This is a genomic window from Achromobacter pestifer (genome assembly GCF_013267355.1).
Classification (GTDB): Bacteria; Pseudomonadota; Gammaproteobacteria; order Burkholderiales; family Burkholderiaceae_B; genus Achromobacter; species Achromobacter pestifer_A.
The window spans coordinates 2,298,646-2,311,319 of sequence record NZ_CP053985.1; the positions used below are offsets into that span (position 1 = coordinate 2,298,646).

General features: G+C 67.9%; 12 protein-coding genes. 4 read left to right on the forward strand and 8 right to left on the reverse strand.

Going from position 1 to position 12,674, the window contains the following annotated elements:
• Window positions 1-15: 15 nt before the first annotated feature.
• From FOC84_RS11145 to FOC84_RS11165, 5 genes are all read right to left on the reverse strand, one after another.
• On the reverse strand, window positions 16-2,094 hold the full coding sequence (locus FOC84_RS11145; RefSeq protein ID WP_173144472.1) for a 3-hydroxyacyl-CoA dehydrogenase NAD-binding domain-containing protein: 2,079 nt from the start codon (window positions 2,092-2,094) through the stop codon (window positions 16-18).
• Between the two features lie 37 nt (window positions 2,095-2,131).
• Entirely contained in the window at window positions 2,132-3,109 is a 978-nt protein-coding gene (locus FOC84_RS11150) for a Bug family tripartite tricarboxylate transporter substrate binding protein (RefSeq protein ID WP_173144473.1), read from the reverse strand.
• A gap of 39 nt (window positions 3,110-3,148) precedes the next feature.
• Window positions 3,149-3,541, reverse strand: a complete 393-nt coding sequence (locus tag FOC84_RS11155) for a MaoC family dehydratase (protein WP_173144474.1) — start codon at window positions 3,539-3,541, stop codon at window positions 3,149-3,151.
• Between the two features lie 10 nt (window positions 3,542-3,551).
• A complete protein-coding gene (locus FOC84_RS11160) occupies window positions 3,552-3,989 on the reverse strand; it encodes a MaoC family dehydratase (RefSeq protein WP_173144475.1) in 438 nt (145 codons plus the stop codon).
• Window positions 3,990-4,153: 164 nt separating this feature from the next.
• Window positions 4,154-6,019: a sigma-54-dependent Fis family transcriptional regulator gene (locus FOC84_RS11165; RefSeq protein ID WP_173144476.1), complete on the reverse strand. Its 1,866-nt coding sequence runs from the start codon at window positions 6,017-6,019 to the stop codon at window positions 4,154-4,156.
• 308 nt (window positions 6,020-6,327) lie between these two features.
• On the opposite strand from FOC84_RS11165, the gene adh reads away from it, so the two are divergent.
• Together adh and FOC84_RS11175 are read left to right on the forward strand one after the other, a co-directional pair.
• A complete protein-coding gene (gene adh, locus FOC84_RS11170) occupies window positions 6,328-7,857 on the forward strand; it encodes an aldehyde dehydrogenase (protein WP_173144477.1) in 1,530 nt (509 codons plus the stop codon).
• A 57-nt stretch (window positions 7,858-7,914) separates the two neighbouring features.
• Entirely contained in the window at window positions 7,915-8,292 is a 378-nt protein-coding gene (locus FOC84_RS11175; RefSeq protein WP_054455269.1) for a DUF779 domain-containing protein, read from the forward strand.
• Window positions 8,293-8,322: 30 nt separating this feature from the next.
• Here FOC84_RS11175 and FOC84_RS11180 read toward each other — a convergent pair whose 3' ends face one another.
• Genes FOC84_RS11180 through FOC84_RS11190 form a run of 3 tightly spaced genes read right to left on the reverse strand, consistent with a single transcriptional unit; the run spans window position 8,323 to window position 9,412 of the window.
• Window positions 8,323-8,490, reverse strand: a complete 168-nt coding sequence (locus tag FOC84_RS11180; RefSeq protein ID WP_173144478.1) for a hypothetical protein — start codon at window positions 8,488-8,490, stop codon at window positions 8,323-8,325.
• 41 nt (window positions 8,491-8,531) lie between these two features.
• Window positions 8,532-9,185, reverse strand: coding sequence for a 2-hydroxychromene-2-carboxylate isomerase (locus FOC84_RS11185; protein WP_173144479.1), 654 nt, complete (start codon window positions 9,183-9,185; stop codon window positions 8,532-8,534).
• Between the two features lie 17 nt (window positions 9,186-9,202).
• Window positions 9,203-9,412 (reverse strand): DUF2917 domain-containing protein, encoded by a 210-nt coding sequence (locus tag FOC84_RS11190; protein WP_082401069.1) that lies wholly within the window; start codon window positions 9,410-9,412, stop codon window positions 9,203-9,205.
• Between the two features lie 169 nt (window positions 9,413-9,581).
• Here FOC84_RS11190 and FOC84_RS11195 point away from each other — a divergent pair, with 169 nt between their 5' ends.
• Together FOC84_RS11195 and FOC84_RS11200 are read left to right on the forward strand one after the other, a co-directional pair.
• Window positions 9,582-10,499 (forward strand): LysR substrate-binding domain-containing protein, encoded by a 918-nt coding sequence (locus FOC84_RS11195; protein ID WP_173144480.1) that lies wholly within the window; start codon window positions 9,582-9,584, stop codon window positions 10,497-10,499.
• Window positions 10,500-10,598: 99 nt separating this feature from the next.
• Window positions 10,599-12,665, forward strand: coding sequence for an LTA synthase family protein (locus FOC84_RS11200; RefSeq protein ID WP_173144481.1), 2,067 nt, complete (start codon window positions 10,599-10,601; stop codon window positions 12,663-12,665).
• Window positions 12,666-12,674: the final 9 nt, after the last annotated feature.

A 12,674-nucleotide genomic window follows, 5' to 3' on the forward strand; every position in this document is an offset into this window, starting at 1 on the left:
AGAGAAGGAAAAACCTCAGCGGGCATGGAAAGCGCCACCGTCGCGCGCCTGGGCGAGCAGCAGCGGCGCGGGCGTCCAGTACAGCTCGCCTGCCTGGCTGGCGTAGTGGCGGATGCGCTCGCAGATGCGGGCCGCGCCGATCTGGTCCGCATGGAACATCGGACCGCCGCGCCAGCGCGGAAAGCCGTAGCCGTTGAGCCAGATGGTGTCGATGTCTTCCGGCCGGCTGGCGACGCCTTCGCCCAGGATCAGCGCCCCTTCGTTGATCATGGCGTAGAGGCAGCGCTCCAGGATCTCGTCGTCGGAAATGGCGCGCCGCGTGATGCCGCGCCTTTCCGCGTTGCGCACGATCAGTTCGGAAATGGCGGGGTCCACCGAACGTTTGCGCTGCGCGTCATAGGTATAGAATCCCGCGCCGGTCTTCTGCCCCAGCCGTCCCGCCGCGACGATTTCGTCGAGGATATTGCAGGCCGCCTCGCGTTCGCTCAACCGGTCCAGCCGGCTCTGGCGGTTGCGCCAGGCAACGTCCAGGCCCGCCAGGTCGTTCAGCTGGAACTGCCCCATCGGGAAGCCGAACTCGCACAGCACGCGGTCGACCTGCTCGGGCAGCGCGCCTTCCTCCAGCATGAAGTAGCACTCGCGGGTGCGTCGCGCCAGCATGCGGTTGCCGACGAAGCCGTCGGACACCCCCACCATCACCGCCACCTTGCCCAGGCGCTTGCCCAAGGCCTGGGTCGTGGCCAGCGCCCGCGGCGAACTGCGCGCGCCGCGCACGTTCTCCAGCAGTTTCATGATGTGGGCGGGGCTGAAGAAATGCATGCCGACGACATTCTCCGGACGGCGCAGGCCCGCTGCCAATGCATCGATATCCAGGAACGAGGTATTGGTGGCGATCAGCGCGTCCGGCCGCAGGTTCTCTTCGATACTGGCCAGCACCTGCCGCTTGATGCCCATGTCCTCGAAGACGGCCTCCACCACGAGGTCGCAGTCGCGCAGCGGCTCGTATTGCAGCGTCGGCGTCAGCGCGTCGCCGCGCGCGCGCTGCGTGGCTTCGGTGATGCGTCCCTTCGCCACGTCGTTGCGGTAGGTCTTGCCTATGGTCTCGACGCTGGACGCCAGCACCTTTTCGTTCTGCTCGACCAGCACCACAGGGATACCCGCATTCAGGAAACACATCGCGATCCCCGTGCCCATCGTGCCGGCGCCGACCACGCCTGCCTTGCGCACCGGCGCCGCATCCTCGGCCGGCAGGCCGGCGGGCTTGGTCGCCACACGTTCGGCGAAGAAGGCGTGGCGCAAGGCTTGCGCCTGGGGCGACGTCACCAGTTCCCGGAACCGCTCGCGGCCATAGGCCACGCTGTCTTCGAAACTCGAGGCGACGCTGCGCACGGCCACATCGACGCAAGCCTGCGGCGCCAACTGGCCGCGATGGCTGGCCTGGAACCTGGCGCGCGCGGCTTCGAACACCTGAGGTTCGCAGGCCTGCGCCGGCAATTCCCGTGTGCGCCGCACCCCCTGGCCCTGCGCCAGCAGGCGCTGGGCGAACGCAATGGCGGCGGCCCGGACATCGTCCTGCGCCAGCGCGTCGGCCACTCCGGCTTCCAGCGCTTCTGCCGCGCCTATCGGCTTGCCGCCCGCGGCCATGTCCAGCGCCTTGTCGATGCCCGCCAAGCGCAGCAGCCGGGGGATGCCGCCAGCCCCGGGGATGATGCCCAGGGTGGACTCGGGCAGGCCCAGGCGGGCTTGCGCATCCACCACCCGGTAGTGGCAGCCCAGGGCCAGTTCCAGCCCCCCGCCCAGCGCGGAACCGTGGATCGCCGCGACCACGGGCTTGGCGCTGGATTCGATGGCGTGGATCACCTCCGACAGGTGCGGGTCCAGCGGCGGCTTGCCGAACTCCTTGATGTCGGCCCCGGCCACGAAGGTAGCGCCGGCGCAGGCGATGACGATGGCTTGGGTCTCGTCATCGCCCACTGCCTGCTCAATGGCCTGCAGCAGGCCGGCGCGCACCGCCTGTGACGTGGCGTTGACCGGTGGATGGTCGATGACGATGGCGCGGATGTTTCCGCTAAGCGTGGAAGTTACGGCTTGCATGGTTGTCCTGGAGTGATGGCGGCCTCGCCGCCGGTGTTCAGCGCGATGCCTGCAGCGGCACCTTGGCCGTCTTGATGACCTGGGCCCACTTGTCCTTTTCCTGACCGATGTAGCGCCCGAAGCCCTCGGGCGTATCAGTCTGCGGCTCCATGCCCTGTTGCCGCAGCCATTGCGTGAAGTCGGGCTTGCCCACCATCTCGCGCAACGCGGCGTTGAGCTGCGCCACGACGGGCTGCGGCGTGCCGGCGGGCGCGAGCAGCCCATACCAGCCTGCCGCCTGGAATCCCGGATAGCCGGATTCGGCCACGGTAGGTACTTGCGGCAGCGACTGGATGCGCTGCGCGGTTTCCACCGCCAGGGGCACCAGCTGCCCCGACTGGATCAGCGGCACCAGCGTGATCGCGTTGTCGCTGACGGCGGAGATCAAGCCCGACTGCACGTCGACCAGCGCCGCCGAACTGCCCTTGTAAGGCACGTGCAGCATGTCCACGCCCGCGGTCGACTTGAGCAGCTCCATGGACAGATGCTGCGTCGATCCCGTGCCGGCCGAACCGAAAGTCAGCTTGCCGGGATCCTTCTTCGCCAGGGCCAGGAATTCGCCCAGTGACTTCGGCCCGAGCTTGGGACTGACGGCAATGACCAGGGGCGAGACGGCCACGATGGTGATGGGCGCAAAGTCCTTCACCGGGTCGTAGGGCAGCTGCTGGTACAGCGAAGGATTGATGGACATCGCCCCCGAGAAGGTCATGCCCAGGGTGTAGCCGTCGGCGGGCGCCTTGGCGATGGCCGACATGCCCACGATGGCGGCCGCGCCGGGCTTGTTCTCGATGACCACGGGCTGGCCGAATTTCTCCGTCAGCCCCCGGCCTATCATGCGCGCCAGCGTATCGGCGGCGCCGCCGGCCGCGGCGGGCACGATCATGCGGATGGGTTTGTCGGGATACGGCGCGGCTAGCGCGACCGTCGCGTTCATGGCCGCGCAGGAAAGGACCAGGCTTTGCAGGATGCGTTTCAAGATTGTCTCCTTATGCTTGTTTTGTGTTGCGGCCAGTGTTCAGCCGCGGCGGCGGGTGATGGTTCCCACCTGCACCTTCTTTCCATCAGGCAGCGCGCAGGCATACGCCAGCTCCAGCCATCCGGGTTCGCTGCGGGTCACTTCGAACGCCACGTCCACCGCGTCTCCCGGCCGCGTGAACGCCACGAACTTCGCCTCGATCTCGCAGCCATCGAACCGTGCGTCGCCGAGCAAGTCGGCCACCATGTCCAGCACCGGCGCCATGACCAGCGCCCCCTGCACGATGACGCCGCCGAAGACGCTGTTGCGCGCGTACTCCGGATCGGTGTGCGTGCGGCCGGTGGTGCCGTGCAAGGCGCCGAAGCGGTTGATGTCTTCCTGCCCCACGCCGCGCGCGGCGCAACGGAACGTGTCGCCTACCTTGAATTCCATGCGGGCCTCCTCAGTTGGGCCAAACCAGGCTGCGTTCCGCCACCAGGGCGACGCGCGCGTTTTCCAGCTTGCGGACGGTGATCTCCAGCACCACGAAGCGTTTATCGTTCTTCAGGTACTTGTCCTTCACCAGCACGCTGGCCTCCAGTTCTTCGCCCGGATACACGGGCGCCAGCAGGCGGACTTTCTCGCGGGCGTGCAGCACGCCCGTCGGCCAGGCAAAGGCCGCATGCTGCGGCTGGAAACTGCCGACCAGGACCGGATGCACGCTGCGCACGGGCGCGCCGCCGCCCTGCCGCGATACGGCACGGCCGCTGCCGTCGAGGACTGGGGAATGTTCGAAGGTGCCGATGAACGCGTCGCTGTCCGCGGCGCAGATGCTGTAGCGGCTGGGGGGAAAGAGACGGCCTATTTCAAAGTCGTCGTAGAACAGCTCGTTGCTTGCCATGTCATCACCTGGGTTGAAGGGGATGGGGGCATCGTAAGCAGTTCTTCCCTTGCGCTGGGATAGTTAACTTATCTTCAAAAGATAGTTTTTGTGCACGCCTTGCGCGCACACGCCAGGCGCCTGCGCACCGCCGCAACGGCGCGCGCAGAAAGCGGAAAATTTCGCTAGGCCGGACGCGGCAAGCGGCGATAGAGCGTGCTGCGGTGCACGCCCAGCGCCCGCGCCGCGCGGCTGACATTGCCGCCATGGGCGGCCAGGGCGTTGTGGATCGCGGCGTCCGTCATGGCCTGCAGATTTGCGGGATCCGCGTCGCCGCCCGTGGATTGCGGCGCTGCCGCCGCGCCGCGAATGTCGGCAGGCAGCATGTCGGCGTCGACCACGCCCGCCGGCCCCGCCAGCACGTGCAGCGTACGCAGCACGGCCACCAGTTGCCGATAGTTTCCTGGCCACGCGTACGCAACCAGGATGGCTTCGATATCGGGCGGCAGGACCGGTCCCGCGCCTTGCGCCGCCCACAGGCCGCGCAGCAATTCCAGGCGGTCGGCGCGCGCGCGCAGCGGCTCCAGCGTGACGGTGTATTCGGCGATGCGGAAATACAGGTCCGGGCGCACCGGCGCATCGGGCCCTTCGTGCGCCAAAGGCCGGTGCGTCGCGCACACCAGCGCGAAGTCCACGGACACCGGCCGCGCCGCGCCCAGCGGCGAAACTTCGCGCGTCTGCAACACGCGCAAGAGGCGCGATTGCAGCATCAGCGGCATATCGCCGATCTCGTCCAGGAACAGCACGCCGCCATGCGCCTGGCGCAGCAGTCCCTTGCTGCCCTGGCGCCGCGCACCGGTGAAGGCGCCGTCTTCGTAGCCGAACAGTTCGGATTCGATCAGGCTTTCAGGCAAGGCCGCGCAGTTCACCGCCACGAAAGGCCCCAACGCGCGCTGGCTGCGCGCATGCAGCTGGCGCGCGAACACTTCCTTGCCTACGCCGGTTTCGCCCTGCAGCAGGATGGACACGCCCGCATCCGACAGGTGCACGGCGCGCGCCAGCGCGCCCAGGGTCGCGGCATCGAAATTCGGCGCGGCGGGACGCGGGCCTGCAGCGGGCGGCAGCGCTGGCCGCGCGGGCGCCTGCGGCGCGCGCGAACGCGGCCAGCGCAAGCGCGCGTGGTACACGGCGCCCGAGCGCGCCTGCACCCTGCCGGCCGCGTCGGGGCAGCGTTCCATATCGCCATCGAATACGTCGGCGTAGCGGTACACGCCCAGGGCGGTGGGCGCCAGGCCCAACGCCTGCAAGGCGCGGCGGTTGGCGCCGATCAGCAGGTCGCCCTGGAAGGCGAGCAGGCCCTCGCCGGGCGCGCCCAGCCCGGCATGGTCCACGTGCAGCCGCAGCACGGCGTGCTGCTCGTAGGCCTGTTCAAACAAACGGTGCTCGATCAGGTCCACGGCGGCGCGCACCAGCTCCAGCACATCGGGCCGCAGGTCGCGCGCGGGGCTGGACAGGTCCAGCACGCCCAGCGTGCGGCCCTCGCTGTCGGTAATGGGGACGGCAGCGCAGGTCAGGATACGGTTGGGTTCGAAATAGTGTTCCGCGCCATGCACGGCAATGGGCCGGCCTTCCACCAGCGCCGTGCCGATGGCGTTGGTGCCTGCCGCCGCTTCGTCCCAGGGCGCGCCGGGCATCAGCGCCACGCGCGAGGCGCGCTGGGCGAAGCCGGTGTCGCCGTCGGAGTCCAGCACCAGGCCTTGCGCGTCGGACAGGATGACCAAGCCGCCGCTGCCGCCGGCCTGGCGGCGCAGCAGGGACATGGCGGGTTCAGACAGCCGGCGCAGCGCCTCGTTGCGCTGCTGGGCCTCGCGCAGCTCGCCCTGGGTCATGAGTTCGGCGCGGCGCACGCCGCGCATGTCGAAGCCCAGGTCGGCGCAGCGCCGCCACGACCGCAGGATGGGCTCGGCGACCATGCCGCCGGGCACCGCGCCTTGCTGGTTGAACAGCAGGCGCGCTTGCGTCAGCGCGTGCTGACGGGACTGAGTGGCCATGCATGTCTCCTGGGACAGGCATTCTGCGACACCTGTTCCGCGACGATGTCGCAAAAAGCGACAGGGAAAGTGCCCCCACGCCGCACCCGCTGCGCGGGCTTGCTGCCCCCCAAGGGGGCTGGCCCGCCTTGGGGCGGCCCGGCGGCGGGCCGGTCTTCGAGGGGCGCTACTGCACATCACCCGCTTTGAAAATCTACTTTCGCACGCGTGGCCCGGGCTGTCCAGCGGGGAAGCCCCGACTGGCACGCTCCTTGCTTGATACAGGACAGGCAGCCCACTGCCGCTATCCCACAATACCGGAGACAAGCATGGACATCGCGACCCGCATCACCCCCGACACCTACGGCACGCGCCTGGACCTGAAGACGCAGTACGACAATTTCATCGACGGCAAATGGCAGAAGCCCGCCGACGGCGAATACTTCGACAACGTCACGCCGGTCACGGGCCAGGTGCTGACCCGCAATGCCCGCTCGAAGGAGCGCGACATCGAACTGGCGCTGGACGCCGCGCATCGCGCCGCACCCAAGTGGGGGGCCACGCCGGCCGCCCAGCGCGCCCACATGCTGATGCAGATCGCCGATGTCATGGAGGCGAACCTGGAGCGCCTGGCCACGGCCGAGACCTGGGACAATGGCAAGCCCATCCGCGAAGCGCGCGCCGCCGACATCCCGCTGGCGATCGACCACTTCCGCTACTTCGCCTCTTGCATCCGCAGCCAGGAAGGCGGGCTGTCCGAGATCGACAGCGACACGGTGGCCTACCACTTCAACGAACCGCTGGGCGTGGTCGGCCAGATCATCCCGTGGAACTTCCCCATCCTGATGGCGGCGTGGAAACTTGCGCCGGCGCTGGCCGCGGGCAACTGCGTGGTGCTCAAGCCGGCCGAACAGACGCCGCTGGGCATCCTGCTGCTGATGGAACTGATCGGCGACATCCTGCCCCCGGGCGTCTTGAATGTGGTGACGGGTTTCGGCCTGGAAGCCGGCAAGCCGCTGGCCTCCAACAAGCGCATCGCCAAGATCGCCTTCACCGGCGAAACCACCACCGGCCGGCTCATCATGCAGTACGCCTCGCAGAACATCATTCCCGTCACGCTGGAGCTGGGCGGCAAGTCGCCCAACATCTTCTTCGCCGATGTGGCCGCGCAGGACGACGATTTCCTCGACAAGGCGGTCGAAGGCTTCGTCATGTTCGCGCTGAACCAGGGCGAAGTCTGCACCTGCCCCAGCCGCGCGCTGATCCAGGAATCGCTGTACGACAAGTTCATGGAGCGCGCCTTGAAGCGCGTGGCCGAGATCAAGCAAGGCAATCCGCTGGACGCGGACACCATGCTGGGCGCGCAGGCCTCCACCGAACAGCTGGAGAAGATCCTGTCGTATCTGGACATCGGCAAGCAGGAAGGCGCCGACGTGCTGGCCGGCGGCTCGCGCGCGCAGATGCAGGGCGCGCTGGAAGGCGGCTATTACGTGCAGCCCACGGTGTTCAAGGGCCACAACAAGATGCGCGTGTTCCAGGAGGAGATCTTCGGGCCGGTGGTGGCCGTGACGACCTTCAAGGACGCCGACGACGCGCTGGCCCTGGCCAACGACACGCTCTACGGCCTGGGCGCGGGCGTGTGGTCGCGCGACGCCAACACCTGCTATCGCATGGGGCGCGCCATCAAGGCGGGCCGCGTGTGGACCAACTGCTATCACGCCTATCCGGCGCATGCGGCGTTTGGCGGCTACAAGCAGTCCGGCATCGGGCGCGAGAACCACAAGATGATGCTCAACCACTATCAGCAGACCAAGAACCTGCTGGTGAGCTACTCGCCGAAGAAGCTGGGTTTCTTCTGACCTGCTTGTGTTCCGGCGCCGGGCCGCGAGGCCCGGCGCGCCTCAAAGGAGCCTGACATGGCAGAGCAAACGCCGCGCGTGGTCGCCACCGACGAGGCGCGCAGCCTGATCGAGACATTGCGGGCCAAGCATGGCCCGCTGATGTTCCACCAGTCCGGCGGCTGCTGCGACGGCAGTTCGCCCATGTGCTACGCCCAGGGCGAATTCATGGTGGGGGGTTCGGACGTGCTGCTGGGCGAACTGGAAGGCTGCCCGTTCTACATGGGCGAGGACCAGTTCGCCTATTGGGAGCACACCCAGCTCATCATCGACGCCGTGCCCGGCCGGGGCGGCGCCTTCTCGCTGGACAGCGCGGAAGGCAAGCGCTTCCTGCTGCGTTCACGGCTGTATTCGGACGAGGAGTGGGCGCGGGTGGCGCCCGTCAGCAAGGGCTGACCTGACCCTGCCGGCGTTTCGCGCGGGGCCCTAGCGGCCCCGCGGGCCGCCTTGCGGACTGCCCTTGTCCGGCGTGCCGGCCTCGGCCGCCTGTTTCCACTGGAACGACACGCGCCGGATGCGCGCGGCCCGGAATTGCGTGAACGAACGGCCGCCCGGCATGGGCGCGCCGCGATAGGCACTGCTGGCGTTTTTCATTGCTGAAGTCGCGTTGACGAAAAAACTTGCTTGGGCAGCGTTCAGGGACGCGCGGCCGATGAGTTCCAGGCGCTGGCGGGCGCCACGCGGCGGGTCCATTCCAGCGCATCTTCGAGACGGTCGTTGCCCCAGAACATCTCGCCGTCGACAAAGAAAGTGGGCGCGCCGAACAGGCCCAGGTTGCGCGCCTGGTCGACCTGGCGGCGCAGCGCCTCCTTGGCGGCTTCGGACTTACCGCGGGCGATCAGGGCAGCGGCATCCAGCCCCAGGTCCGTCAGCAGCCCGTGCACCACGTCTTCGGACTGGATATCCAGGTCGTGCTGGAAATTGGCGCGGAACACCGCCACGCAGAAATCGCGGCCCCAGGGTTCGTCCTGACCCAGCAGCGCAATGCGCGCGGGCAGCACGCTCATGCGCGGAAACAAGCGGGGACGGTTGTAGACCAGGCCGTACTTTTCGGCCAGGCGGGCAATGTCGCGCATCATGTAGGCGCCCTTGCCCGGAAACAGCCGGAACGGCGTGTCGTTCCAGCCCTGGGCCTGGAAGATCGGACCCAGCAGGAAGGGACGCAGGTCGACCCGGACCCCGGCCTCTTGCGCCAGGGCGTCGATGCGTTCGATCGCCAGATAGCTGTATGGGCTGGCGAAATCGAACCACATCTCGATGCGGGGCGTGTCGGGCAGGGGCGCAGTCATCACAAGGGCTCCGGGGGCTACGAAATTAGCGCGACCTGCGCATCCGGCAGGCCGCTGAGAACGACATCGCGATCGCTGCCGACGGTGATGGAATCACCGGCTTGAAGCACGCTGTCATCGAAGCGCCGGTACTCGGACAGCCACAAGGTGCCGGCGTGACACACGATGCGGACGCCCGAGGCGTGCTTGAGCAGCATAGTCGAGCCGCCGGCCAAGCGGAATGACATTCCCGCAGTGCAACATACCTGGATCATGGCGTACCCCTGGGCCGCGGCGGCGGCGATCGCGGCGGATTGCGGGGCTGCGCCCCTTCACCCGTCGTCTGAGTGCTATTGGACGCCCTGGAGGTACTATTGCTCAAGCGACATTTCCGTCCGATACGCATGAGTTTCACGAATGCCATATCCGCTGGCCAAACTCCCGCCGCTTGATCTGGTCCGAGGTTTCGTGGCCGTGGGCCGCCGCATGAGCATCACGCTGGCCGCGCAGGATCTGCATGTGACCCAGTCGGCCGTGAGCCGCCAGATCCGGGCGCTGGAGACCCACCTGGGCGTGCCCCTGCTGGTGCGCGGATTCCGCAGCGTGTCATTCACCTCCGAAGGCGCGCAACTGTTCCGCATGGCCGACGTGTGGCTGAGCCAGCTGGGCGACCTGACCGAGCAGCTGCGCGCGCCCGAGCGCCGTACCCCCGTCACCGTGACCACGACCATAGGCGTGGCCTCGCTGTGGCTGCTGCCGCGGCTGGGAGACTTCCAGGCGGCGCATCCGCATATCGACGTGCGCGTGGCGGCCGACAACCGGTTGATCGACATCGACCGCGAAAGCGTGGACATCGCCATCCGCTACAGCCTGCGCGACGGCGTGCCGGACAATGCGGCCTGGCTGTTCGGCGAGGCGGTAGTGCCGGTGGCCCACCCCTCGCTCAAGACCCGCATGCTGGATGCCGAGGAGCTGCAGCGCCACGTGCTGCTGGAATTCGACGACCCGACGCGCCCCTGGCTGCAATGGTCGGAATGGCTGAACGCGCGCGGTCTGGGCCGCATGCCCACCCGGGGCATGCTGCGCTTCAATCAGTACGACCAGATCGTGCACGCCGCGCTGGCAGGCCACGGCATCGCGCTGGGACGGCTGGCGCTGATCGCGCCCATGCTTGCGGACAAGCGCCTGGAGGCCGTCGGCGGCCAGGCCGCCAGCGCCACCGAGCACGCCTACTGGCTGGTGCGCAATACACGCCGCGCCACGCCGGACGCGGAAGTCGTCACGCGCTGGCTGATGGAACAGGCCGAGGCCACGGCGCGTGAACTGACCGCATAGGCAACTTCAGCTCCGCGCTACAAAATCCATACAGATCTTCATAACTTGGGACGGCTGTTCCAGTAGATTGCGGCGCTGGTCCGTAATCCCGCTCCCAAGATGTTGACAAGGCTTTTCCGTCCGACGCCGGGATGGCAAGACTGGTTCGCCAATTTTCAGCGTTCCTTCCTGATCCTGCTGGCCCCGTGGCTGATCAGCGTGCTGGCGCAAAGCGCCGGGCGCGGCTACCTGCTGCTGCGCTATGCCGCGCCCGGCACATATGACGCGCTGCCCCAGGACGTGCGGCGCAGCCTGGCAACCGGGCTGCTGTTCGACATCAAGGTCGCCAGCATCGCCTATTCGGCGCTGCTCTTGCTGTCCATGGCCGCCGCTGCCCAGCCCGGCCTGCAACAACGCTGGCACCGCTATCTGCCGGGGCTGGGCGCGGCCATGGCGACGCTGTTCGCCGCCATCACCATCGTCAGCGTCTTCTACTTCGCCACGTTCTCGCGGTCGATCGACATCTTCGTGTTCGGCCTGGTCGACGACGATACCCACGCCATCCTGATGACTCTCTGGCATGGCTACCCGCTGGGGCAGGCCGGCCTGCTGCTGGCTGCGGTGCTGGCAGGCACCTGGTGGCTCGGCCGCCGCTGGCGCAGCCGGGTGCAGCGCCTGCCGCTCAAGCGCCGCGCATTCGTGCCCAGCCTGTTCCTGTTCGCGCTGATCATCGGCATCACCGTGCTGGCCTGCAGGGGCTCATTGGGCAGGTTCCCGCTCAACAAGGACGACACCAGCATCTCGTCGCTGCGCCTGCTCAACGACATCGCGCCCAATGGCGTCTCGGCCTTTTCCTGGGCGCTGTCGGACCGCGGCAACGACAAGCGTTTCGAACCCGTCACCGCGCGCGAGGGACGCCTGCTCTACGAGCGCTTCCTGGGCTGGCCGGACGACGGCCTGCGGCCCTTCATGGCCGCCACCGGATCCAACCCGACGGCAGCCGCGCAGCCGCCGCACGTGGTGTTGCAGGTCATGGAGAGCATGGGCGCGCATCTGAACGCTTATGACCGTCCCGGCCGCGATCTGCTCGGCGCGCTGCGCCCGCACTGGCGCGAGGACTGGGTATTCGAGCGCTTCGTGGCCGAAGGCAACGGCACCATCGAATCATTGAGCCTGCTGCTGGTGCGCAGCCCGATTGCGGCGGTCGGCCAATCCTCGGCGGCGGACACGCCTTTCGCCAGCAATGCCTTCACGCCCTTTCTGCAACGCGGCTACCGGGTCCTCTTCGTCACGTCCGGCGCCGCTACCTGGCGCAACCTCGGCGTCTTCGCCACCCAGCTGGGCGCGCACGAATTCGTGGACCAGCAAACCCTCAGGGCGCGCTATCCCCAAGCCCGGACGGGAACCTGGGGCGTGCCCGACGAGTACATGTTCCGCTACATCGAGGAGCGGCTGGCGCAAGGCAGCCGGGACGGCCAGCCGCTATTCATCGTGGCCTTGTCGACCACCCACCATCCCCCGTTCATCGTGCCCGAGGGCGGCCAGCGCGGCGGCCTGCCCCTGGACGATGTGGCTGGCCTGCCCTACTTCAAGGCCTGGGATGCACTGGCGGCGGCGTTCGACACCCTGCGCTACGCCAACGACCAGTTGGGCGGCTTCCTCACGCGCCTGAAGGCCTCGGACAGCGGGTCGCGGACCATCGTCGCCGTAACCGGCGACCACAACATCCTGGGCATCGACTATCAGGATCCGAAGGACGCGGCGCTGGCGCGCGCGGTACCGTTCTACCTGTATGTGCCGCCGGCGTACCGGGCGCAGGCGCGCTACGATCCGGCGCGCGTGGGCAGCCACAAGGACATCCTGCCCACGCTGTACCACCTGAGCCTGCCGAATACACCCTACTTCCGCAGCGGCTGCGACCTGCTGGCCACGCGGCCCGATCCGGCCTGGTGCTTCGGTTTCAACAACAGGCACGTGCTGTTGACCGATGAAGGGGTATTCCGGCCGGACAAGCCCGGCCGCATCCTGCCCTGGGCAGGTCCGTCGGGGCTGGCGCTGGGAGAAGAACAGGACGCCAGCGCCGAGCAATGGGAAGAACAGGTGCGGCTGAACGCCTACGCGCCGCTGCTGCACTGGCAAATCAATTACCAGGTGCAGGAGCTGGGCCGCGCAGGCCAGAAGCGCTAGCGCGGCTCG

What these genes read in the sequence shown, in the direction of transcription:
- FOC84_RS11200 (WP_173144481.1), top strand. Translation starts at nt 10,599, where the DNA reads ATGTTGACAAGGCTTTTCCGTCCGACGCCGGGATGGCAAGACTGGTTC.
- adh (WP_173144477.1), top strand. Translation starts at nt 6,328, where the DNA reads ATGGACATCGCGACCCGCATCACCCCCGACACCTACGGCACGCGCCTG.
- FOC84_RS11195 (WP_173144480.1), top strand. Translation starts at nt 9,582, where the DNA reads ATGCCATATCCGCTGGCCAAACTCCCGCCGCTTGATCTGGTCCGAGGT.
- FOC84_RS11160 (WP_173144475.1), bottom strand. Translation starts at nt 3,989, where the DNA reads ATGGCAAGCAACGAGCTGTTCTACGACGACTTTGAAATAGGCCGTCTC.
- FOC84_RS11180 (WP_173144478.1), bottom strand. Translation starts at nt 8,490, where the DNA reads ATGAAAAACGCCAGCAGTGCCTATCGCGGCGCGCCCATGCCGGGCGGC.
- FOC84_RS11155 (WP_173144474.1), bottom strand. Translation starts at nt 3,541, where the DNA reads ATGGAATTCAAGGTAGGCGACACGTTCCGTTGCGCCGCGCGCGGCGTG.
- FOC84_RS11190 (WP_082401069.1), bottom strand. Translation starts at nt 9,412, where the DNA reads ATGTCATTCCGCTTGGCCGGCGGCTCGACTATGCTGCTCAAGCACGCC.
- FOC84_RS11175 (WP_054455269.1), top strand. Translation starts at nt 7,915, where the DNA reads ATGGCAGAGCAAACGCCGCGCGTGGTCGCCACCGACGAGGCGCGCAGC.
- FOC84_RS11185 (WP_173144479.1), bottom strand. Translation starts at nt 9,185, where the DNA reads ATGACTGCGCCCCTGCCCGACACGCCCCGCATCGAGATGTGGTTCGAT.
- FOC84_RS11145 (WP_173144472.1), bottom strand. Translation starts at nt 2,094, where the DNA reads ATGCAAGCCGTAACTTCCACGCTTAGCGGAAACATCCGCGCCATCGTC.
- FOC84_RS11165 (WP_173144476.1), bottom strand. Translation starts at nt 6,019, where the DNA reads ATGGCCACTCAGTCCCGTCAGCACGCGCTGACGCAAGCGCGCCTGCTG.